18 protein-coding genes are annotated in these 21,579 nt (G+C 66.1%); 9 read left to right on the top strand and 9 right to left on the bottom strand.

What is annotated here, in order from left to right:
- Window positions 1-55: 55 nt before the first annotated feature.
- Window positions 56-472, bottom strand: a complete 417-nt coding sequence (locus tag AB2N08_RS14340) for a hypothetical protein (RefSeq protein WP_367611331.1) — start codon at window positions 470-472, stop codon at window positions 56-58.
- A 100-nt stretch (window positions 473-572) separates the two neighbouring features.
- Here AB2N08_RS14340 and AB2N08_RS14335 point away from each other — a divergent pair, with 100 nt between their 5' ends.
- From AB2N08_RS14335 to AB2N08_RS14325, 3 genes are all read left to right on the top strand, one after another.
- A complete protein-coding gene (locus AB2N08_RS14335) occupies window positions 573-983 on the top strand; it encodes a hypothetical protein (RefSeq protein WP_367611330.1) in 411 nt (136 codons plus the stop codon).
- A 153-nt stretch (window positions 984-1,136) separates the two neighbouring features.
- A complete protein-coding gene (locus AB2N08_RS14330) occupies window positions 1,137-3,830 on the top strand; it encodes a bifunctional acetate--CoA ligase family protein/GNAT family N-acetyltransferase (RefSeq protein ID WP_367611329.1) in 2,694 nt (897 codons plus the stop codon).
- A 147-nt stretch (window positions 3,831-3,977) separates the two neighbouring features.
- Window positions 3,978-4,283, top strand: a complete 306-nt coding sequence (locus AB2N08_RS14325) for a hypothetical protein (protein WP_367611328.1) — start codon at window positions 3,978-3,980, stop codon at window positions 4,281-4,283.
- Here the strand turns inward: AB2N08_RS14325 and AB2N08_RS14320 are convergent.
- The 3 genes from AB2N08_RS14320 to AB2N08_RS14310 form a co-directional block, all read right to left on the bottom strand.
- Window positions 4,280-5,524, bottom strand: coding sequence for a DEAD/DEAH box helicase (locus tag AB2N08_RS14320; RefSeq protein WP_367611327.1), 1,245 nt, complete (start codon window positions 5,522-5,524; stop codon window positions 4,280-4,282). The two genes, AB2N08_RS14325 and AB2N08_RS14320, sit on opposite strands and share 4 nt — an antisense overlap.
- 84 nt (window positions 5,525-5,608) lie before the next feature.
- Window positions 5,609-5,746, bottom strand: coding sequence for a hypothetical protein (locus AB2N08_RS14315; protein WP_367611326.1), 138 nt, complete (start codon window positions 5,744-5,746; stop codon window positions 5,609-5,611).
- Window positions 5,747-5,786: 40 nt separating this feature from the next.
- Complete coding sequence (locus AB2N08_RS14310; protein WP_367611325.1) at window positions 5,787-6,476, bottom strand: hypothetical protein; 690 nt, start codon at window positions 6,474-6,476, stop codon at window positions 5,787-5,789.
- A gap of 229 nt (window positions 6,477-6,705) precedes the next feature.
- Here AB2N08_RS14310 and AB2N08_RS14305 point away from each other — a divergent pair, with 229 nt between their 5' ends.
- From AB2N08_RS14305 to AB2N08_RS14295, 3 genes are all read left to right on the top strand, one after another.
- Window positions 6,706-7,968, top strand: coding sequence for a sensor histidine kinase (locus AB2N08_RS14305; RefSeq protein ID WP_367611324.1), 1,263 nt, complete (start codon window positions 6,706-6,708; stop codon window positions 7,966-7,968).
- Window positions 7,965-8,735, top strand: coding sequence for a LytR/AlgR family response regulator transcription factor (locus tag AB2N08_RS14300; protein ID WP_367611323.1), 771 nt, complete (start codon window positions 7,965-7,967; stop codon window positions 8,733-8,735). The genes AB2N08_RS14305 and AB2N08_RS14300 overlap by 4 nt, the downstream gene beginning before the upstream one ends.
- 97 nt (window positions 8,736-8,832) lie before the next feature.
- A complete protein-coding gene (locus tag AB2N08_RS14295) occupies window positions 8,833-10,134 on the top strand; it encodes an NAD(P)/FAD-dependent oxidoreductase (RefSeq protein WP_367611322.1) in 1,302 nt (433 codons plus the stop codon).
- A 60-nt stretch (window positions 10,135-10,194) separates the two neighbouring features.
- Here AB2N08_RS14295 and AB2N08_RS14290 read toward each other — a convergent pair whose 3' ends face one another.
- Window positions 10,195-10,914, bottom strand: coding sequence for a sensor histidine kinase (locus tag AB2N08_RS14290; protein WP_367611321.1), 720 nt, complete (start codon window positions 10,912-10,914; stop codon window positions 10,195-10,197).
- A gap of 192 nt (window positions 10,915-11,106) precedes the next feature.
- Between AB2N08_RS14290 and AB2N08_RS14285 the strand changes: the two genes are divergently transcribed.
- Window positions 11,107-11,586, top strand: a complete 480-nt coding sequence (locus AB2N08_RS14285) for a hemerythrin domain-containing protein (RefSeq protein WP_367611320.1) — start codon at window positions 11,107-11,109, stop codon at window positions 11,584-11,586.
- 97 nt (window positions 11,587-11,683) lie between these two features.
- Here AB2N08_RS14285 and AB2N08_RS14280 read toward each other — a convergent pair whose 3' ends face one another.
- Window positions 11,684-13,327, bottom strand: coding sequence for a response regulator (locus tag AB2N08_RS14280; protein WP_367611319.1), 1,644 nt, complete (start codon window positions 13,325-13,327; stop codon window positions 11,684-11,686).
- A 230-nt stretch (window positions 13,328-13,557) separates the two neighbouring features.
- Here AB2N08_RS14280 and AB2N08_RS14275 point away from each other — a divergent pair, with 230 nt between their 5' ends.
- Window positions 13,558-13,977, top strand: a complete 420-nt coding sequence (locus AB2N08_RS14275; protein ID WP_367611318.1) for a hypothetical protein — start codon at window positions 13,558-13,560, stop codon at window positions 13,975-13,977.
- A gap of 167 nt (window positions 13,978-14,144) precedes the next feature.
- Here the strand turns inward: AB2N08_RS14275 and AB2N08_RS14270 are convergent, their stop codons facing one another.
- The 3 genes from AB2N08_RS14270 to AB2N08_RS14260 form a co-directional block, all read right to left on the bottom strand.
- Window positions 14,145-15,155: a GGDEF domain-containing response regulator gene (locus tag AB2N08_RS14270; RefSeq protein ID WP_367611317.1), complete on the bottom strand. Its 1,011-nt coding sequence runs from the start codon at window positions 15,153-15,155 to the stop codon at window positions 14,145-14,147.
- A gap of 130 nt (window positions 15,156-15,285) precedes the next feature.
- Window positions 15,286-18,318, bottom strand: coding sequence for an ATP-binding protein (locus tag AB2N08_RS14265; RefSeq protein ID WP_367611316.1), 3,033 nt, complete (start codon window positions 18,316-18,318; stop codon window positions 15,286-15,288).
- Window positions 18,319-18,489: 171 nt separating this feature from the next.
- A complete protein-coding gene (locus AB2N08_RS14260) occupies window positions 18,490-19,335 on the bottom strand; it encodes a response regulator (protein ID WP_367611315.1) in 846 nt (281 codons plus the stop codon).
- A gap of 301 nt (window positions 19,336-19,636) precedes the next feature.
- On the opposite strand from AB2N08_RS14260, the gene AB2N08_RS14255 reads away from it, so the two are divergent.
- Window positions 19,637-21,574: a TonB-dependent receptor plug domain-containing protein gene (locus AB2N08_RS14255; RefSeq protein WP_367611314.1), complete on the top strand. Its 1,938-nt coding sequence runs from the start codon at window positions 19,637-19,639 to the stop codon at window positions 21,572-21,574.
- The last annotated feature ends 5 nt before the right edge of the window (window positions 21,575-21,579 follow it).

Here is a 21,579-nt window from a genome sequence, read left to right as displayed (position 1 = left end):
CCTCGTTCGGTGAAATGCATCGATGCCGCGCAATCTGGCGCGGCGGCTTGCAGGATCAGGCGAGAGGCAAGCGGGGAGGTCGTTCGGGCAGCGCCAGGTCGACCGCTTCGAGGCGGCCGGTGGCGGCATCGATCAGCCGTATCGAAAAGGTCGGCGGGGCGGCGGGCAGCGTCGGTGCGCCCGCCATGGCGGCGCCGATGCAGCAGGCAGCGCAGGCGCTGCAGCGCTCTTGATCCTGGCCGTGGTCATTGTCAAGCGGTGCCGGATCGTTGGCCGAGGGGTTCGCATCGTGGCAGTGCCCGGTCTGGACGGCGCCGTGGTCCATCGCGGGCATGGTCATGGCCGCGCCGTACTGGGCCGACGCATGCGCGCACGCAACCATGCCTGCCGCAACGACGCCCTGGAAGGGAATCGCCAGCAGCATCAGCCACACGAGTGCGCGGCGCAGGCAGACATGGAAGGTATGGTTCACGCGGCGATTTTAGCATGGCATCGGCGCAACACCCATGTCATGATGGCGGCGGAAACCTTGCTAGACGATTAAGTGACTGATAGCATGCGGGGTTAATTCAATGACAAGGGTGAGCATGGTGTTGATCGAGCGTCTGCTCGCTCTGCGGCGCAGGAAAAACCGGGAAGAAGTCGCGGGCCGGGCGGCCGAAGTCATTGCACACGTCCTGTTCGACGTCGGCGTCGACCGCTTCATGAACGGCAGCATGCTGCTCGATCGCCAATTCCGGCTGCGTTTCTACGCGGTGTTGCCGCTGGGGGCGGACGAGAGACTGGCCGCCATCGCGCTGCGCGACTTGCCCGAAGCGCAAGCCATGCGCGCCTGCATGGCCGACGTCGCGTTCGATGCGGTCGTCGTGGCGCACCACACGCAAGACCTGACCGATGGCTTGATGCGCGAGCTGCTGGCCTGTTCGGCCGAGCTGCGCGCGCTGCCTGCGCTGCGCGTCGATCACGTGTTCGCGTTGCGGTAAGCACCCGGCGCAATCCAGTGCGCGCCGCCGTGCGCCGTGGCGTTATGCTTGCGTTTCCTGAACTGCCATCGACGCGAAGGTCTCACCCATGCCGCCAACTGCCCGCCACCCGCACCGCCCGGCCATCCGGCCCGCTTTTCCGGTGACGCCCGCATGAGCGTCCGTAACCTGCAGCACTTGTTCGCACCGTCGTCGGTGGCGCTGATCGGCGCGTCCGGGCGCGCGGGCAGCATGGGCGCCACGCTGCTGGCCAATCTGCAGGGCGGCGGCTTCAAGGGCAAACTGTTTGCCGTCAATCCAAAGTACACGCAACTGGGCGACCTGCCGTGCTACGCCAGTGTGGCCGACTTGCCCGAGGCGCCCGAGCTGGCCGTCATCTGCACCCCGGCCGCCACCGTGCCGCAGCTCGTGCGCCAGTTGGGCGAGCGCGGCACGCGCGCGGCTGTCGTGCTCAGCAGCGGCATGGCGCGCGGGCGCGATGCGCGCGGCCGCAGTCTGCGCCAGGCCGCGCTCGACGCGGCGCACCCGTTCCTGCTGCGCCTTCTCGGCCCGAACAGCGCGGGTCTGCTGGTGCCGGGCCTGGGCCTGAACGCCAGCGTGGCCCACAGCGGCGCGCTGCCGGGGCGGATCGCCTTTGTCTCGCAGTCGGGCTCGCTGATGACGGGCGTGCTCGATTGGGCGCGCACGCGCGGCATCGGCTTCTCGCATTTCATCTCGCTGGGCGAGTCGGGCGACGTCGATCTGGGCGACGTGCTCGATTACCTGGCCAGCGATGGCCACGCCGGTGCAGTCCTGCTGTATGTCGACCAGCTGCGCTACGCACGCAAATTCATGTCGGCTGCCCGCGCCGCCGCGCGCAGCAAGCCGGTGATCGTGCTCAAGTCGCGCAGCGACACCGAGGGCGCGCGACCGGCCGCCAGCGAAAGCGGGGCGCTGGCGACTGAAGACGATGTATTCGACGCAGCGATCCGGCGCGCCGGCATGCTGCGCGTGTACACCACCGAGCAGCTGTTCGCGGCGGTCGAGACGCTGGCCTACGCGCGCGTGCTGCACGGCGAGCGCCTGGCCATCGTCAGTAATGGCGTCGGCCCGGGTGTGCTGGCGCGCGACGCACTGCGCTATGGCGGCGGTACGGCGGCGTCGCTGTCGCCCGAATCGATCGTGCGGCTCGACGCCGTGCTGCCGGCTGGCTGGAGTGGTGGCTCGGTCCGCGCGAATCCCGTCAATCTGCTGGGCGGAGCGCCGGCCGAGCGTTACAGCGCCGCGCTCGAGGTGCTGCTGGCCGATCCGCAGGTCGACGCCGTGCTGGTCGTGCATTCGCCCACGGCGACCGTCGACAGCCGCGACGTGGCCAATGCGATTGCGCCGCTGGCGCGCGCCGCCTCGCGCCCGATCCTGTCGTGCTGGCTGGGCGGCGCCTCGGTCGTGGCCGCGCGCGCCATTGCCGCCGAGGCGCGCATGCCCACCTTCCGCACGCCCGAAGACGGCGTCAACGGCTTCCTGCAACTGGTGAACTACCGGCGCAACCAGAACCTCTTGATGGAAGTGCCGCCGTCGATGGTGGGCAATGTGGCGCCCGACCGCAGCGCCGCACGCGCGCTGGTGCGCGAGGCGATCGCCGCCAAGCGCCTGCTGCTGTCCGATCCCGAAACCAAGGCGATCCTGCGCGCCTATGGCCTGGCGCTGGTCGAGACCCGCGCCGCCGACGATGTCGATGCGGCTGTCGCCGCCGCGCGCGCCATCGGCTTCCCGGTCGCCGTCAAGATCCTCACGCCCGACGTGATGCACAAATCGGATGTCGGGGGCGTCACGCTCGACCTCGATTCCGAGGAGGCCGTGCGCGCGGCTGCATTGCGCATGCGCCTGCGGCTGGGCGAGCTGTTCCCGCAGGCGCGCTTCGACGGCTTCTCGGTGCAGGCCATGTGCCGCCGCACGCACGGCCATGAACTGATCGTCGGGGCTGCGCTCGACCCGGTGTTCGGGCCGGTGCTGGTGTTTGGCCAGGGCGGCGTGGCGGTCGAGGTGCTCCACGATTATTCGGTTGGCCTGCCGCCCCTGAACCTGGTGCTGGCGCGCGACCTGGTCGACCGCACGCGCGTGGCGCGTTTGCTGGCCGGCTACCGCAACCGGCCGGCCGCCAATCTCGATGCGGTGCTGGCGGTGCTGATCCAGGTCTCGCGCCTGATCTCCGACATTCCCGAGATCGTCGAGCTGGACATCAACCCGCTGGTGGTCGACAGCCGCGGCGCGATCGTGCTCGACGCGCGCATGCGGCTGGCGCTGGCCGACCGCTCGGGCAGCACGCTCGACCGGCTGGCGATCCGGCCCTATCCGCGCGAACTCGAAGAGACGATCGAGTGGCAGGGCGCGCCGCTGCTGCTGCGCCCGATCCGCCCCGAGGACGGCCCGGCCCACCTGGCGTTTTTCGATGCGCTCACGCCCGACGACGTGCGTTACCGGATGTTCGTGCGCATCCGCGAGCTGCAGCCGTCGCAGCTGGCGCGCTTCACGCAGATCGACTACGACCGCGAGATGGCCTTCATCGCCACCCGCAAGAACGCCGCCGGGGTGGCCGAGACACTGGCCGTCGCCCGTGTCGTGGCCGATCCCGACAACACGAGCGCCGAATTCGCCGTCACCGTGCGCTCGGACCTGAAAGGGGTGGGGTTGGGGCGCATCATGATGGAAAAGCTGATCGGCTACTGCCGCGCACGCGGCACCGCCGAGATCGTGGGCGAGGCGCTGCCGCAGAATTCGCGCATCGTCGCGATGGTGAAAAAGCTGGGCTTCGAGGTGACGATCGACCGCGAGGACGGCACCCGAAAAATGCGCCTCGCATTACGTTAGGATTTTGCGGCGGGTTTGGTCCGCATGGTGACATTCGGAGGATTTTTGCAGGTTGTTGCAGTGGTATCTTGGCGGTGCTTGCTGTCCTGTCACGTCGTGACGATCCGTTCTGTCATTTTGCCAACAGGGCCCCACCCTGATTCTTCGATGTCCCGACTCGGTTTGTTGTTATGCGCCCCGTACGCCATCTTCATCGTCGCCTGCGTTGGCATCGTCTCGCTTGCCGGCGGAGACAATGCGGCGCAGCTGATCTTCCTGCAGTTGCCGATTGCCGGCCAGCTGGCCGTGGTGCAGGCGCTGGGCCTGGGCCGCGCGCTCGAGTTCCTGGCATGGCCCGATGCGTATGCCATGTTCGTGGTGCCGGTGTTCGTGCTGCTGTACACGGTCGGCGCACTGCTCGAACGCGGCCTGGAGCGCCGGCGCGGCCTGAGCCCGGCACACACGGGTGCTTAACGCCTGAAGCGCACGTCCTCGCTCACCACCGGCGCATTGCCCTTGGGCTTCTTGGGCTTTTTCGGCTTCTTGACGATCTGGCCTTTTGCATCCGTCAGCGGCACCCGGTGCTCGGGCGCGTAGCCCGGCTCTTCAACCCGTTGGAGTGTCTGGCGCGTGAGCACTTCGATCGCCGCCAGCTGCTCGACCTCGTCGGCGCACACGAGCGACACCGCCTCGCCGCTGGCGCCCTTGCGGCCGGTGCGGCCGGTGCGGTGCACGTAATCCTCGGCCACGATCGGAAGATCGACATTGATCACGGCCGGCAGGTCGTCGATGTCGATGCCGCGCGCGGCGACGTCGGTGGCGATCAGCACGCGCACGTCGCCGGCCTTGAAACGGTCGAGAGCGCGCAGGCGCGCCGGCTGCGGCTTGTCGCCGTGGATCGAATCGACCGCGATGCCCTTCGACTCGAGCAGCGCGACCAGTTCATCGACGCCCTTGCGCGTGCGGGCGAAGGCCAGCACCTGCGTCCAGTCGTGTTGTTTCAGCAGGTGCACGAACAGCTCGGCCTTGCGCTTCTTGTCGACCGGGATGACCCATTGGCGAATCGCGGCCACCGTCGTGTTGCGCGGCGACGCCTCGATGCGCACCGGTTCGCGCAGCATCTGGTTCGACAGCGCGCGGATCGGGTCCGAGAAGGTTGCCGAGAACAGCAGCGTCTGGCGCTTTTTCGGCAGCAGTTTGAGGATGGCGTCGAGCTCGCGCGCGAAGCCCAGATCGAGCATGCGGTCGGCTTCGTCGAGCACCAGCGTCCTGACTTCATTGAAGTGCACGGCGTTCTGCCGGTGCAGGTCGAGCAGGCGCCCGGGCGTGGCCACCAGCACGTCGACACCCTTACGCAGCGTCATCATCTGCGGGTTGATGCTCACGCCGCCATAGGCAACCATCGAGCGCAGCGGCAAGCCTTCGGCGTAGGTGCGCACACTTTCGTGCACCTGCTCGGCCAGTTCGCGGGTGGGCACCAGGATGAGCGCGCGCGCCGCATTGTTGCCGACCTTGCCGCCCATCACCAGACGCTGCAGGATCGGCAGCGTGAAACCGGCGGTCTTGCCGGTGCCGGTCTGGGCCGCGGCCATGACGTCATTGCCAGCGAGGATGGCGGGAATCGCCTGTTCCTGGACGGCGGTGGGCGTGTGGTAGGCGAGGGCGTCCAGGGTGCGGACGATCGGCTCGATCAGGCCGAGGGAAGCAAACGACATGGGCAGGACACCTTGCGACGAAAATGGACAGGCCGCAGTGTAACCTGCCGGGGCCGGCATGGCGACAAGCCGCATGCGCCGGACTCAGCGCGTCTGTGCGGTAACGGTCGCGCCCGTGGACAGATCGGTAATCGGCTTGACCGGCTCGTTGTGTTCGCGACAACCGCCGAGCGCGAGGCATACGACGGCGAGAGCGGCGGCGGACAGGGTACGGAGTTGCATGATGGGACCTCCGGCAAGTGGAGCACCCATCATACGCCCATCAGAAGCTGTACGACACGCTGGCGCGCAGCACCGGATAGAACTTGTGATCGGCCAGCTCATTCGTCAGGCGCGCTTCTTCGACCGCGACGTCGCGCGCCAGCACCGTGCAGACTGCTTGCGAGGTGCGGCAGCCGCGGCTGATCAGGTCGACCTGGCCCTTGCCCTGGTAAAACGCGCCGAGGTCGGCGCTGAAGTTCCAGCGCTTGTTTGGCGTGAGGGCATTGCCCCAGCCGATGCCGAAATACGGCGCGGCCTTGCGAAAGTCAACGTCACCATCGAGCGTGCCGACGTCGGCGGCGCTGTAGCGCTGGCCGTTGATGAGGTACCCGCCAGCGCTGTCCGGCCGCGCCTTGGCGGTCACTTCGTTGCCGTTGTAGACGACGCCGGCGGTGAGCCGGAACTGGGTATCGCTGAACGCATACCAGTCGAACAGCGCGTCGAACGTCTGCAGCTTGGCGTCGCCATCGTAATCGAGGCTGCCCGAACGCTTGTCGAAGTCGTGCTTGTAATAGTTGACGCCGAAGCGGCCATTGAGCGTGCGCTCCATCGGCACGACCAGGTGGACGCCGGCGCCGGTCGTGCCCAGGCTGGCCGTGACGGCCATGCCGATCTCGGCGTGGGCGGATGCGGCGGCGAATGCAGCAGCGATGGTGGCGGCGATGGCAATGACGGTGCGTGGGAAGGACATCTCGACTACCTCTCTATCGGAAAGCGGAAAGGCGCGATTGTACGGCCGGGGCGCGTGCGCATACTCAGCAAAATTGTAATGCGGCGTATTGGCAACATGCCGGAGTAGCGGATTTCACCGCCGCCGGGCCCGGTTTCGTCGGCCTGGCCCGGGCTCCGTCGCATAATGCTGGTTTACAGGCCATGACGTGCCTATGCTGGCGCCATTCTTCAACGCTTGAAAGACCATCATGATGTCGAGTTTTTTCCACCATGGCCGCCTGGTTGTCGCCTGGAGCGCCGTGTACCTGGCGCTGTGTATTTTTCTCAGTGAAACCGTACTGCACGATGTCGATGTGCGCCTGGGCGGGTACGCGACGCTGCTCGGGTTCGTGCTGGCCGGCTGGGTGCTGCTGATCGCGTTCTCGCACACCCGGCGCGTGCGGCTGGTGGCGGGCACGGTCGATGCGGCCACGCTGGCCAACCGCCAGCGGCGCCAGATCGAAATCCCGTTCGAGGCCGGCGAAGCGTTCGACATGATCGACGCCGCGATCCGCGAGATGCCGGGCGTGACGGGCGTCGACAGCACCCGCGACAGCCTGCAGGTGCGCGCCAAGCTGGAGCGCACCGACCTGTATGGCGGGAATGCCTCGGCCGGCGCGGCGCTGGCCCGCCTGTCGACCTGGCGCAACCAGATCCGGGCCACGGTCACGCCCAATGGCGATGCGGCCGGCAGCGTCACGCTGATCTGCGAACCGGAAGACCCGGCCTGGATCGACTGGTTCCTGGTCGATCAGGGCAGCAACCTGGAAAACGCGGAAGCCGTGGTGCGCGCCATCACGCGCCGCATCGCCGAACGGCGCCGCCTTGAAACGCAGGCCGTGCGCCAGAGTGCGACCGAGAAGGCCTTGACGGTGGCGCGCCTGAACCTGCTGCATGCGCAGGTCGAGCCGCATTTTCTGTACAACACGCTGGCCAGCGCCCAGGTGCTCACGCGCAGCGATCCGGCGCGCGCCGACGCCATGCTCGGTAACCTGATCCAGTATCTGCGCCACTCGCTGCCGCGCACCGAAGATGCGCCTTCGACGCTGGGCGAAGAGCTGGAACGGGCGCGCGCCTACCTCGACATCCTGGCCATTCGGATGGGGCCGCGCCTGGCGCTGCAGGTCGACGTGCCCGATGAGCTGCGCCGCCTCGTGTTTCCGCCGATGATGCTGCAAACGCTGGTCGAGAATGCCATCAAGCACGGTCTCGAGCCCAAGCCGGGCGGCGGTACCGTGTGGATCCTGGCGCGCACGATCGACAATGCGGCGGCGGTGACGGTGGCCGACGACGGGCGCGGCTTCTCGCTCGAGAACGCCGGCACCGGCATTGGCCTGCGCAATGTGCGCGAGCGCCTGCGCTTGGGCTACGGCGCCATGGCCAGCTTCGCCATCGTCGCCAACTTCCCGAGCGGCGTGGCGGCCACCATCACGGTGCCGCTGGCGCTGCAGGGCGCGGGAGTGCGCACATGACCAGCTGCGTGATTGCCGAAGATGAAATCCTGCTGCGGGAAGAGCTGGTCAAGCAGCTGAACGACGTGTGGCCGGACCTGCAGATCGTGGCCGCCTGCGACGACGGCGGCAGCGCGCTCGACGCCATTGCCACCCACCGGCCCGAGGTGGCGTTTCTCGACATCCGCATGCCGGGCCTGTCGGGCCTCGAGGTCGCCTCGAGCGTGCTGGCGGCGGGCCTGCGCACCGAAATCGTGTTCGTCACGGCGTATGACCAGTACGCGCTCGACGCGTTCGATCGCGGCGCGGTCGACTATCTGCTCAAGCCGATCGGGCGCGAACGCCTGGCGGCCACCGTGCACCGGGTGCGCGAGCGCCTGGCGCGTGGTGGCGCCGATACCACACAGTTGGCGGCGTTGCTGGCGCGCCTGCAGACGGTGGCCCCGCCCGCGCCGCGCGCCGAGCCGCTGGTGTGGCTGACGGCCAGCCGCGGCGTCGAGACGCGCCTGATCCTGGTCGACGACGTAGCGTACTTCCAGTCCGATTCGAAGTACACGGTGGTGATGACGGCCGAGGGCGAGTCGCTCTTGCGCAAGCCGATCCGCGACCTGCTCGAGGTGCTCGATCCGACCATGTTCCGGCAAGTGCACCGCTCGACGATCGTCAACCTGCGCGCCGTGGCCGGCGTCACGCGCGACGAAAGCGGCAAGGGCGTCATCCGCCTGCGCAACCGGCCCGAGACGCTCACTGTCAGTCAGCCGTTCATGGCGCTCTTTCGTCACATGTAGGGACACGCCCACCGTGCCTGACGTTGCCGTAGTAAAATCTCCAGACTGCTATTAGTCCGGCGTTGTTGCCGGATGGGGCATCAAGAAGGAGGCAAGCTTGCGGAGCGATATCGTGATCGTGGGTGGCGGCGCTGGCGGTCTGGAGCTGGCATGCAAACTGGGCCGTAAACTCGGCCCGACGAAGGTGACGCTGGTCGACAGCCGCCTGTACCATATCTGGAAACCGTCGCTGCATGAAGTCGCGGCGGGCACCCTGGACATCCACCAGGAAGGTCTGTCGTACGCGATGCTCGCGCACGACAATGGATTCAATTTCGTGCTCGGTCCGATGACCGGGCTGGACGCCGCCGGCCAGTCGATCGAGGTCGGCGCGGTGTATTCGGCCACCGAAGACGACGAAGTGCTGCCGGTGCGTTGCCTGGCGTACACGTCGCTGGTGATTGCGATCGGCAGCACCTCGAATTACTTCGGCGTGCCGGGCGCGCAGGAACATTCCATTTCGCTCAACGCGACCGAAGACGCCGAACGCTTCCGCCTGCGCATGCTGCGCCTGATGCTGGCGGTCGAGCAGCAGCGTGAAGAAGGGCGTGAGACCGGCCTGGACGTGGTCATCATCGGCGGCGGCGCGACCGGCGTCGAGCTTGCCGCCGAGCTGCGCGAAGCGTCGGGTGCGTATGCGCGCTACGGCTTTGCGCGCATGGACGTCAAGCGCGACGTGCGCATCACGATCCTCGAAGGCGCGCCGCGGATCCTGGCGCCGCTCCCCGAGCGCGTGTCGAATGCGGCGCTGGGCCTGTTGAACAAGCGTGGCATCCGCGTGGTCAGCGATTGCCGCGTCACGGCGATCGAGAGCGACAAGGTGCGTGACGCGGGCGGCAATGTCTACCCGGCCGACCTGTGCGTGTGGGCGGCGGGCATTCGCGCACCGGAGCTGCTTGGCAAGCTCGGCCTGCCAACTGCGCGCGGCGGCGGCCTGGACGTCGATGCCCACCTGCGGGTCAAGGGCGCGCCGGCCATCTGGGCGCTCGGCGACTGCGCGGTCTGCATCGACGGCAACGGCTTGCCGGTGCCGCCACGCGCGCAGGCGGCGCACCAGCAGGCCGATTACCTGGTCACGACCTTCCTGCGCATGGACAAGGGCCAGCCGGCCTTGAGTACGCCGTACGAATACAAGGATTATGGTTCGCTCGTGTCGGTCGGCCAGAACACCAGTGTCGGTAGCCTGATGGGTTCGCTGCGCGGCGCGAGCTGGTTCGTGCAGGGCGGCGTGGCGCGCCTGATGTACGCCAGCCTGCACCTGATGCACCACCGGGCCGTGATGGGCATCACCCGCACTGCGCTGCTGGCGGTGGCGCGCTTCCTCATCCGGCGCAGTACGCCGCTGGTCAAGCTGCACTGACCGGCAAGTTGACATGACAACGGCGGCCACGGGCCGCCGTTTTTTCATCTGCTTATTCTGTTACGCCGGCAATTCGCGCGGCAACGTCATCTGCAGCAAGGCGCCGCCAGTCTCGGTGCGCACCAGGATCAGGTTGCCACCAAGCGAGCGTGCGCGTTCGCGCAGCAGGCGCAAGCCGTAGGCGCCGTCGGCGGTCAGTGCGTCGCTGCGTGGGCCGACACCATCGTCGCGCACCGTCAACATTGCCATCTCGCCGTCGTCATCGAGGATCACGTCCACGCGCGTGGCTTGCGCGTGGGCGGCGGCATTGCGCAACCCCTCTTCGGCGCAGCGCAGCAGCAGCACGGCGTGCTCGCGCGACCAGGCGCCGTCTTCCTCGGGCAGGCTGGCCAGCGCCTTGATCCCGTGTTCGGCCGAAAATTCGGGCACCAGCTCCGACAATGCCGTGCGCAAACCCAGGAACTCGAGCTTGTCGTTCCACAGCGCCAGTTGCATCTGGCGATTGGTTTCAATCACGCCGCCGAGCAGGTTCTTCATTTGCGCGGCGCGGTCGCGCAGCGCCTTGTCCTCGGCCGGCAGGCGTTGGGTGAGCAGGGCAAGGTGCATCGTCAGGGCCGTCATTGACGAACCCAGGCTGTCGTGCAACTGGCGTGCGAGCTGGCGACGCTCCTGGTCCCAGCTGTTGGCCAGCCAGGACACCATGTCGGAGAGTTCAGCGGTGCGCGCCGCGACCAGGCGTTCTACCTCCGGGTCGGGATGCGGTGGGGCCGGTTCAGTCATCGAGATCTCTGTTAAATGTTTCCGAAATCATACAACAATTGTCTTTCGTGCGGCGCGCGACGGGTGTTGCACGGGCGGTTCGTCTGCTTGCCCTTGAGTGTGAGGTCGCGAACAGTGTTTACGATGCAGCCGGCGCAATCTGACAATGTGACCAACGAGTCATCATTCAACCAACAAATACGGGGTACTACCATGACGAAAGCAACCAGCAAGAAGCAGGACGGCCCGCAGGATGCCTTGGCACTTCTCAAGAGCCAGCACGACGAGGTCAAGGACATGTTCGACCAGTACGAAGAGCTGGGCGAGCGTGCCAATGTCAGCAAGAAGAAGCTGGCCAACGAGATTTGCGAAGCGCTGATCATGCACACCACGATCGAAGAAGAAATCTTTTACCCGGCGCTGCGTGAAACGTCCAAGGAAATGGAAGACATGCTCGACGAAGCCTTCGTCGAACACGCCTCGGCCAAGGACCTGATCGCGCAAGTGCAAGAGATGGAAGTGGACGACGACTACTACGACGCCAAGGTGAAGGTGCTGGGCGAATACGTATCGCACCACGTCGAAGAGGAAGAAGAAGAGATGTTCCCGAAAGTGCGCAAGCTCAAGCTCGACCTGGAGAGCATGGGCGCCGAAATGGCGGCCCGCCGCGACGAGATCCTCGCGACCGCCTGAAGCACGAACTTGACACCGGCCGGCCTTCCCGGGGCCGGCTTTTTTACATCTGTGCGCAAGCGGCGCTCGAGCGGCTCACCCGGTGCTCACGCAGCACTCACGCAGCATTTTGCGGCGCTTCGGCAGTCAGGCGCGCCAGCGCTTCGAGCAGGCGTTCAATGGCCACCGGCTTGACCAGGTGCTGGTCGAAGCCCGCTTCGAGCACGCGCCGCTGGTCTTCCAGCAGGCCATAGCCGGTCAGCGCGATCAGCCGGATGGCGCTGGTGGCCGGATCGGCGCGCAGGCGCCGCGCCACTTCATAGCCATCGATGCCCGGCAGGCCGATATCGACCAGCGCGGCGTCGGGCAGGATCGTCGCGGCCTGGCTCACACCCTGCAAGCCATCGGCGGCCTGATACACCGGGAAGCCGTGGGCGGCCAGCATCGTCGCCATCATGTCGCGGCCATCGTCGTTGTCTTCGATCAGCAGCACTGATGGCTTGCCCGTGTCGAGTGGCTGGTTCAGCAAGGGGAGTGACGGGATCGCTGGTTCGGCGCACGGCAGGCAGATCGTGAAGCTCGAGCCCTGGCCCAGGCCGGCGCTGTCGGCCGCCACGCTGCCGCCATGCAGTTCCACCAGGCGGCGCACCAGCGACAGGCCGATGCCCAGCCCGCCTTGCGAGCGGTCGATCGAGATCGCGCCCTGCACGAACACATCGAACACCTGCGGCAGCAAGTCGGGCGAAATGCCCACGCCCGAATCGCGTACCGACAGCACGACTTCATCGCCAACCCGCGCGAGCGCAATGTCGATATCGCCGCCGCTCGGGGTGTATTTCAGCGCGTTGTCGAGCAGGTTCGAGACGATCTGTTCGAGCCGCGTCGGATCGCCATCGACCCAGCCCGGGGCCAGGTCGACGCCGATCCGGTAGCCGCTAGTGCGGCCGGTGGCGCGGAAGGTTTCCAGGCAGCCCGCGACCAGGTTCGACAGGTCGGTGGCCTGGCGCGCGAGCAGGATCTTGCCTGACATCGCGCGCGACAGGTCGAGCAGGTCGTCGACGATGCGCGACAGGTGCTTGCTCTGGCGCTGGATGATGGTGCGGGCGCGCGTGATGGTGTCCGCGCCCGCGCCGGGCAGGCCGATCAGGCTCGAAGCGCTCGAGATCGCCGAGAGCGGATTGCGCAGCTCATGGCCGAGCATCGCGAGAAATTCATCCTTGGCGTGACTCTTGCGCTCGGCGGCGCGGCGCTCTTCCATCTCGCTCATGAGGCGCCGGTTCGTGTTGGTCAGGTCGAGCGCATGCTGCGACAGCGCCTCGGCCTGGCGCCGGAGTTCTTCGTTCTTCATCGACAGCGTGACGAACACAGCGACCTTGGCGTGCAGGATCTGAGGAATCACGGGGGTGAACAGGAAATCCGCGGCGCCATGCTGGTAGGCCTTGAGGCGGTCGATTTCGTCGGCCAGGAACGCAGTGACAAAAATGATCGGAATATCGGCCGAGCGTGTACGCTGGTGGATCGCCTCGGCAGTTTCAAAACCGTCCATGCCGGGCATGTTCACGTCGAGCAGGATGACGGCAAAATCGTGCAGCAGCACCTGGCGCAGCGCTTCCTGGCCCGAGCGTGCCGACAGCACCGTGTAATTGCCTTCTGCTGCGCGCAGGTCGAGCAGGCTGGTCAGCGCAAGCAGGCTGGCCGGGTCGTCGTTGACGACCAGTATCTTGGGTTGTTCGCTGTGCGCCACGATGGTTTTCGTCAACATGCTCTTATTGCTTTACGAAAATGATACCAGACTCTCGGTTACTGCAAAACGGTTACTTTGCAAAGGCGGGCCATCATATCATGTGACATAAGTGCTATATGGCAAATAAATCAATTGTGCGCACGGCCAAGACGTTCGCTGCCGCACATACGTGGGCATACCGCTATGCGATATTGACAGCTAACCGGTTCCACCGAGGACGGGGAGCGTTACATAAGAGAGGACACACCATGAATATCGATACCATCGTAAATGAGAAGTTTCACGGCAAGACCTTCCGCGAACTGGCCGACGCGCCATTGTCGGCCTTGCGTGGCATTGGCGAACTGCAAGCGACTGCGTTGGCTGACACGCTGGGCGTAAAGACCATCGGCGACCTGGCGAGCCTGCCGATTGTCAATTTTGCGGTTGCAATCAAGGCGCTGGCCGGCAGCGAGACGCCATCGAGCAAAGAAAAGGCCGAGCAGACGCTGCTCGATGATGCCGTTGAAATGACGTTCCCGGCGAGCGACCCGATCTCGGTCGATGCCGGCATCACCCGTATCGAAGTGCCGCCTGAAATGGTCGACGCCGGTCGCGATCACCAGCACGCGCGCTCGATCGAAGAGACAAGCGCGATCCGCGATTGCCCGGCAGGCGAGAAGCGCTAAGCATCAAGCGCTCGCTAACGCACCATTGAACAGGCCACGGAACAACGTTCCGTGGCCTGTTTCGTTTCTTAGCCTCTCTTGTTTTCAGCCTGTCCTGCCAATGCAAACCGGGGTTCTCACTTGCGCGAGAACCCCGGCGATAGCCAAAACAGAACGGCAGGGCAGGCTTACCGGTGCGGTGCAGCCAGTTCGGCCACGGGCGTGGGCGACGCGACCGGCGCACCGGTGGTCTTGGACGCCGCCTGGCGATTGGCCGCCGGCGAGCAGAAACGGTTCTTGCCGGCGCGCTTGGCTTCGTACAAAGCATAGTCGGCGATATTGATCAGGGCGTCGACCGATTCGGCATCGTCCGGATAGATACTGATGCCGATCGAGGTCGACAGGCGCAGCGTGAGGTCGTTGATGAAGAACGGCTCGGACAAGGCTTCGACCAGCTTGGCGGCTGGCCCCTGTGCATCGGCCAGGCTATGGATATCGCCCAGCACGACCATGAATTCGTCACCGCCCAGGCGGGCAACCGTGTCTTCCTTGCGCGAACTGGCCAACAGGCGTTGCGACACGGCCTTGAGGATCTCGTCACCGTAGGCGTGGCCGTAGGTATCGTTGATCGCCTTGAAGCCATCGAGGTCGAGATACATGATCGCGGCCTTGGCATGGGTGCGGTTGGCGTGCTGCAGCGCGGTTTCGATGCGGTCTTCGAGCAGGCGGCGGTTGGGCAGGCCGGTGAGGGCGTCGTGCAGGGCGAGTTCTTGCTGCGCCTTGGAATACTGGGCCAGCTCTTTGTAGAGCAGGCGCACCTCGAGCATATTGTGGATGCGCTTGTGCACTTCGAGCAGGTCAAACGGCTTGCTGATGAAGTCGCGCGCACCGGCTTCGAGCGCGGCGATCTTGAAACTCGGCTGGGCCGTGAGCGCCAGCACTGGCAAATAGCCGCCTTGCTCGATTTCCTTCAGGCCCTTCATCACCTGGAAGCCATTGAGCCCAGGCATTTGCAGGTCGAGCAGGATCAGGTCGTAATTATGCTCGCGGTGCAGTGGGCATACCTGCTCCGGCAGCATCGTCGAGCTGACGCAGGTATAGCCTTCTTCGCGCAATATCTCTTCCATCAACTCGATATTGTCGGGCGAATCGTCTACCACCAAAATCTTGGCGTTCAAAATGTCTTGTCTGCTCGGCATGCTTATCTCTTTATCGAAACTGGGCGGCGCCCCATTTCGGGGTGGAATCTGACGATACCTTACCTCTAATTAGTGTAGCAAAGACCATAAAATTTCTTGTAGGACAGCGCCGCGTCAGCAGGTAGGAACATCAACGACTGTGTCCGCGCCCGCCGTCGGTGAGCATCGGCACGGCCGCCGGGGCGCTGACCATGCCGATTGCCGCCATCAGTTCGGTCTGTTCGACGGGTTTCGACACGTGGGCCGAAAAGCCCGCCTCGAGTGCCCGCAAGCGGTCTTCGGAGCGGGCGAACGCCGTCAGCGCAATGGCCGGGATCAGGCCGCCAGCGTCGCGCGGCAGGGCGCGCACCCAGGCCAGCAACTCCAGGCCGTTCACGTCGGGCATGCCCAGATCGCTGATCAACAGGTCGGGCGGGCTGGCGCGCAGCTGCGCCATCGCGTCCTGTGCGCTGGCGGCCAGACGCACGTTGGCATGGCAATCGGACAGGATGCGGGCGATCAGTTCGCGCGCATCGCGGTCGTCATCCACCACCAGCACCGACGTGCCGCGCATGTCGCGCACGATGGTTTCCGGCGCCATGTCGGCCGGCGCTTGCGGCTTGGCCGGCAGGGAGGCTGGCGCTGACACCGCCAGCGACCCGGTCTCGGCCGGACGGGCCGGACGGGTCGCGCTGGACAAGGCCGCCGGCAGCTCGAGCGTGAAGCTGGCGCCGTGGCCCGGCCCGGCGCTGTCGGCGCGCACCGTGCCGCCGTGCTGTTCGATCAGGTGCTTCACGATCGACAAGCCCAGGCCCAGGCCGCCATGGCTGCGGGTCATCGAAGCATCGCCCTGACGGAAGCGCTCGAACACGTGCGTGATGAATTCTGGTGCGATGCCCAAGCCCGTGTCGCGGATCGTGATCGCCACCTGCCCGTCGTTGCAGGCCAGTTCGATCGTGACCAGGCCATCGCGCGGCGTGAACTTGATCGCGTTCGACAGCAGGTTCCATACCACTTGCTGCAAGCGCCCCGGGTCGCCCGCCACGGACGGAATGGCGACGCCTTCGGGATAGCGCCGTTCGATGCGGATGCCCTTGGCGTCGGCCGCCGGGCGCACCGTCTCGATGGCGGCGTCGATGAAGCTGCCCGGCGCCAGCGTCTGCATGTCGAGCAATACTTTGCCGGAGGTGATGCGGCTCATGTCGAGCAAGTCTTCGATCAGTTGCGCCTGGGCGCGGGCATTGCGCTCGATCGTCGACAGGCCGCGCTGCAGGTCGGCGCCGTCGCGGCTGCCGCGGCGCAGCACCTGCGACCAGCCGAGAATGGCCGACAGCGGCGTGCGCAGTTCATGCGACAGCGTGGCCAAAAATTCATCCTTCATCTGGCTGGTGCGCTCGGCTTCGGCGCGCGCTTCGCGTTCGTTCTCGAGCAGCACCTTGCGCTCTTCGGCGGCGCGGCTGGCCACTTCATACAGGCGGATATTGTCGACCGCGATCGCGGCCTGGGCCGCAATGCCGCTGACGATGCGCTCACTGCGTTCGGTAAACACATTTGGCTCGGGATGGCCGAAGAACATCGTGCCGAGCAGTTCGCCCGAGCGCGCCATCACCGGCACGGTCATGTAGCTGCGCACCGTCGGGTGACCGCTGGGCAGGCCGAATTGCAGCGCGGCGCTGGCCTGCGCAGGTTCGGCTGCCATGTCGGCTACGCGCTGCAAGCCGCCGGCGCGCAGGCCCGGGCCGAACAGCGCACTGGCGCCCGGTTCGGCGAAGTCCTGGAACTGTGCCGACGTGGCGCCCGCCAGCGTATAGAGCGAAAACAGCGTGCCGTCGCCAGCCTGACCGTAATGCACGAAAGCGGCAAAGCGCGCGCCGCACACGCCGCCGGCGACATCGGTGGCGGCCTGCATCAGCGCGCGCAGGTCGCGCGTCGAGGCCAGCATGCTGCCGGTGCTGTTGAGGAGTTCAAGCACATGCGACTCGTCGCGCAGCGCCTGCTCGGCACGCTTGACCTGGTCGACGTCGGTATTCGTGCCGAACCAGCGCACCACGCGGCCGTCGCGGTCGTGCACGGCTTCGACCCGCGTGAGGAACCAGCGGAAATTGCCGTCAGCGCCGCGAATCGGGAATTCCATCTCGAACGGCGTGCCGGTGCGCACCGATTCATCCCAATGTTCGAGCACCGCCGGCAACACCGCCGGGTCGTACACTTTTTTCCAGCCCCAGCCGGTCGATTCGTGCGGTGTGATGCCGGTGTATTCGTACCAGCGCTCGTTGAACCAGACGATCGAGCCGTCCGGATCGGCCATCCACGCCAGCTGGGGAATGGTGTTGGCCAGGGCGCGTAGTTCTTCTTCACTCTGGCGCAGGTGGTCGTCGGCCGCGCGCCGGGCGCTGATGTCTTGCGCCATGCCCGTCATGCCCAGCACGCCGCCGCCTTCGAGCGGGCTCGCGTAATCGGGCCGACCGACCAGTGCTACGCAGTGCGCAGAGCCGCCGGGCAGATTGCCGGGCGAGAGCAGGCGGCATTCCAGATCGAGGTCGCTGCCTTGCGAAAATGCCGTCAGCACGGCGCGCCGCACAACCGGGCGATCCGCGCGCTCGAGGCGGTCGCGCAGGCGCGGCCATTCGAGTGGGACGCCGGCCGGCAAGCCGAGGATTTCAGCCGCGCGTGGCCCGAACGTGACGCGGTCGGAGGCCGCGTCCCAGCGCCAGTCGCCCAGTCGCCCGGCGGCGATCGCCAGTTGCAGGCGGTTGTTGTTGTCGATCAGTGCTTGCTGGTCAAGCTTGCGCGCCGTGATGTCCTGGAAATACAGGGTCAGGCCTTCGGGCGACGGGTAGACGCGCATGTCGAGCCAGGCGTTCAGGCGGCGGTAGAAGAATTCGCGGTTGACGGTAACGCGCTGCTCCATCGCCCGTACACAATCGAGGGCGACCGAGGTACCGTGCAAGTCTTCGAACTCGTCCCACAGCTTGGACCCGATCAGGTCGCCGCGCCGCTTGTTGAGCGGCTCGACCATCTGCAGTGCGCGGCCATTGATATAGGTGATATTCCAGTCGCGATCGACCGCGCAGAAGCCGTCGGTGAGGCTTTCGAGCATGTTTTCCATGCGCTCGGTGGCGCGCTGGAGTGCCTCTTGTGCAGCGACCAGGTCTTGAGCGGACACATCACGGGCAATGCTCATGCCGGCCTCCGGAGGTGGCGGGTGATGCGGCGGACGTGTTGTGATAAAGAGTTCATGCCGGAGTTGCCATACGCCCGAAACCGGGCAGGATGCGTTTCATTGTAGACCAGCCGGGCGGGACCTACTCACACTTTGTGCGTTCGGGCGGTGCCGCCCCTGCCGCCCCGGCCGTCAACGCCGGCCCGGCTGGCGCACCACCTTGGCCAGCGCATCCTGCAACTGGTCGATTTCGTAGGGCTTTTGCAGCGACTGGTACGGGAACTCGAGGTGCCGCAGCAGTGTGTCGCCGTAGCCGGACGCGAAAATGATCGACAGCGACGGATCGTCCTTGATGGCGCGCTGTACCAGCTCGACGCCCGACATGCCGGGCAGGCTGACGTCGGAAAACAGCACGTCGTAGCGCCGGCGCGCGAGCAGATCCAGGGCTTCGTCGGGATGGGCGACACCGTCGGCTTCGTGGCCAAAGGCCTTGAGCATCTCGCACACCAGGTACTGGGAATCGATATTGTCTTCGACGACCAGGATGCGCAGGCTGGCTTCGCCCGCCGCTTCGGTGGCCGATTCGTCGGTCGCCTGTGCGGTGGCCGGGGCCAGCGCGATCTGCACGCCGCGCACGGCGCCGGTCTCGTCGCGCACCGGGGAAAGGCGCAGGTCGAAGCGGTTGTCGATGCTGCCGTCGAGACGGCGGAAGGTCAGGGCGGTGTCGGCCAGCACGCCGGCTTCACCGCGCCAGGCTGCGGCCAGCGCCGGGCCGGCCGCAGCCAGCGGAGGCGGCAAGACGGGCGGCACCGAGCCGCCGGGCACGCGGCCGTAGCCGGGGCCTGCCAGAGCGGCATATGCCTCGTTGAACACCAGAACCGTTTCCGGTCCCCACACCAGCAGCGTGGGCAGCGGGGAATTAAGCAGCAGGTCGCTGCACAGCCGCAATGGCAGGGGCCAGCGGGCGGCGTCACCCAGGGCAGTGACGCTCCAGTCGTAGGATGCGGTGCTCCGGGCGGAAAGGTCGAGGTCAGGCATGGATTGTTGTAAAAACGAAAATATGGGCGGCATCCTACACCAATTGGTGTGTTGCTGCTCGGGCAAGCGTGCGCGCGCTTCGGCCAAAAAAAAAGCCCGCTTCGTGAGAGGCGGGCTAAATCTATTTCCTAGGAGGAGAATAGAGGAGACAGTTCCATCATGCTGCAATGCGTCAAATCAGTCCAATTTATATTTCCAATAACCGTCATTGCTTTAATCAATATCCCTGAAGATTGTCAAGGCGCGCGTTGTGGCGTGCGCGCACTTGGTTCAAGCAAGAAAATGTTCTAGGATGGCAACTATGTCAATTTCTACGTTGTACTCTTGCGCCGCTGCCGCGCTGTTGTCGACCGCCTGCGCCCTGGATGCGCGCGCGCAGGCAACTGCCGTGCAAGACAGTCTGCATGCGCTGCCGCTGGCGGATTATTCGCTCGAGCAGCTATCCGATATCGTCGTGACGTCCGTGTCGCGCCAGAGCGAACCGCTCGCGCGCGCTGCGGCGTCGGTGTTCGTGATCAGCGGGGCCGATATCGCGCGCTCGGGCGCGACCACCTTGCCCGAGGCGCTGCGGCTGGCGCCGAATTTGCAGGTCGCACGCATCAATGCCTACGAGTACGCCATCAGCGCACGCGGCTTCCTGTCGCCTCAGGCGAACAAGCTGCTGGTGATGATCGATGGCCGCAGCGTGTATTCGCCGCTGTTTTCGGGCGTGTTCTGGGAAATGCAGGATGTCATGCTGGACGACATTGCGCGCATCGAGGTGGTCAGCGGACCGGGCGGTACGGTGTGGGGCACCAACGCGGTCAATGGCGTCATCAACATCATTACCCGCAGCGCGGCCGAGACGCATGGCGGCGTGGCCACGGCGCACTCAGGGCCGGACGAATATGGCGTCGGTGTGCGCTACGGCGGCAAATTCGACAACGGGCCGCACTGGCGCGCCTATGCACGGCACACCGACATCGAGGCCGATCGCAGCGATTCGCTGGCCACCGCCGCCAGCCGCATGGCCCGTGAGCAGGCGGGCTTTCGCCTGGATTGGGAGGGCGGGCAGCACGACGTGACGCTCAGCGGCGACGTGTACGGCGGGCGATTGCGCAATGGGTCGTTGTTGCCGAGCGGGACGATGTCGGGCGCCAACCTGCGAGGAGACCTCGAGCGCCGCCTGGCCGATGCCGGCGTGTTGCGCCTGCACGCCTGGATCGACCATGCCCGGCGCAATCAGCCGGGTGTCGGGACCCAGCAGATCGACACGATCGACGTCGAAGCCCAGCATCTGGTGCGATTCGGCCAGCATGGCATCACCTGGGGCGGCGGCCATCGCCACAGCCGTGATCGGATCGACGAAGGCCCGGTATTGCGTTTCACGCCAGCGCAGCGCAATCTGCGCTGGTCGCACCTGTTCGTTCAGGACGAGCTCGCATTAACCCCGATGCTGCGCGCCATCGCCGGCCTGCGCATCGAGCACAATGTGTATACCGGCAGCGAGCTGCTGCCGAACCTGCGGCTGGCATGGGATGTCAGTGAGGGCTCGATGCTGTGGGCGGCGTTCTCGCGCACGGTGCGCGCGCCGTCGCGCATCGACCGTGACCTGTTCGCCATGAATCCGCTCGACGCGAGCGAGCTCCTGATCGCCGGCGGCGCCGACACGGTGGCCGAGACGGCGCGCGTCGTCGAGTTCGGCTACCGCGCGCAGCCAACGCCGCTCGTATCGTATTCGGCGACGCTGTTCTACACCGATTTCGAGCGCCTGCGCACGCTGGAGCCGGCGGGCGCGGGCGCGCCGCCGCCGTATGTCATCGCCAGCCTGGGCAAGGGCGCCTTGCGTGGCATTGAATTCTGGGCCAGCTGGCAGGCCGCGCGCGGCTGGCGCCTGCACGCCGGCGGCGTGCTGCAGGATGTCGACGTGGGCCGCGAGCCGGCCAGCCGTGACACCATGGGCTTGTCGGGCCTGGCGGGCAATGACCCGAACCTGACCTGGACGGTGCGCAGTGCGCACGACCTGAGCGAGCGCTTGCGGGCCGATTTTTCACTTCGTTACGTCGCACGGCTGCCGCAGTTGGCCGTGCCAAGTTATCATGAGCTCGATGCGCGTCTCGCGTGGCTAGTGCGTCCCGATCTCGAGCTTGCCCTCGCCGGGCGCAACCTGCTGCACGCGCGTCACGCCGAGTTCCGCGCGGCGGGCAGCCGCCAGCTGATCGAGCGCACTGTGTTTGCCAGCGCTACGCTGCGTTTTTGACGGGC

The organism is Massilia aurea (assembly GCF_040790145.1).
Lineage (GTDB): Bacteria > Pseudomonadota > Gammaproteobacteria > Burkholderiales > Burkholderiaceae_D > Telluria > Telluria aurea_C.
This window is presented reverse-complemented; position numbering and strand designations above follow the sequence as displayed.

Excerpts from the sequence above, each read along its gene's own strand:
- AB2N08_RS14335 (WP_367611330.1), top strand. The coding sequence starts at position 573 with ATGACAAGGGTGAGCATGGTGTTGATCGAGCGTCTGCTCGCTCTGCGG.
- AB2N08_RS14330 (WP_367611329.1), top strand. The coding sequence starts at position 1,137 with ATGAGCGTCCGTAACCTGCAGCACTTGTTCGCACCGTCGTCGGTGGCG.
- AB2N08_RS14325 (WP_367611328.1), top strand. The coding sequence starts at position 3,978 with ATGTCCCGACTCGGTTTGTTGTTATGCGCCCCGTACGCCATCTTCATC.
- AB2N08_RS14320 (WP_367611327.1), bottom strand. The coding sequence starts at position 5,524 with ATGTCGTTTGCTTCCCTCGGCCTGATCGAGCCGATCGTCCGCACCCTG.
- AB2N08_RS14315 (WP_367611326.1), bottom strand. The coding sequence starts at position 5,746 with ATGCAACTCCGTACCCTGTCCGCCGCCGCTCTCGCCGTCGTATGCCTC.
- AB2N08_RS14310 (WP_367611325.1), bottom strand. The coding sequence starts at position 6,476 with ATGTCCTTCCCACGCACCGTCATTGCCATCGCCGCCACCATCGCTGCT.
- AB2N08_RS14305 (WP_367611324.1), top strand. The coding sequence starts at position 6,706 with ATGATGTCGAGTTTTTTCCACCATGGCCGCCTGGTTGTCGCCTGGAGC.
- AB2N08_RS14300 (WP_367611323.1), top strand. The coding sequence starts at position 7,965 with ATGACCAGCTGCGTGATTGCCGAAGATGAAATCCTGCTGCGGGAAGAG.
- AB2N08_RS14290 (WP_367611321.1), bottom strand. The coding sequence starts at position 10,914 with ATGACTGAACCGGCCCCACCGCATCCCGACCCGGAGGTAGAACGCCTG.
- AB2N08_RS14285 (WP_367611320.1), top strand. The coding sequence starts at position 11,107 with ATGACGAAAGCAACCAGCAAGAAGCAGGACGGCCCGCAGGATGCCTTG.
- AB2N08_RS14280 (WP_367611319.1), bottom strand. The coding sequence starts at position 13,327 with ATGTTGACGAAAACCATCGTGGCGCACAGCGAACAACCCAAGATACTG.
- AB2N08_RS14275 (WP_367611318.1), top strand. The coding sequence starts at position 13,558 with ATGAATATCGATACCATCGTAAATGAGAAGTTTCACGGCAAGACCTTC.
- AB2N08_RS14270 (WP_367611317.1), bottom strand. The coding sequence starts at position 15,155 with ATGCCGAGCAGACAAGACATTTTGAACGCCAAGATTTTGGTGGTAGAC.
- AB2N08_RS14265 (WP_367611316.1), bottom strand. The coding sequence starts at position 18,318 with ATGAGCATTGCCCGTGATGTGTCCGCTCAAGACCTGGTCGCTGCACAA.
- AB2N08_RS14260 (WP_367611315.1), bottom strand. The coding sequence starts at position 19,335 with ATGCCTGACCTCGACCTTTCCGCCCGGAGCACCGCATCCTACGACTGG.
- AB2N08_RS14255 (WP_367611314.1), top strand. The coding sequence starts at position 19,637 with ATGTCAATTTCTACGTTGTACTCTTGCGCCGCTGCCGCGCTGTTGTCG.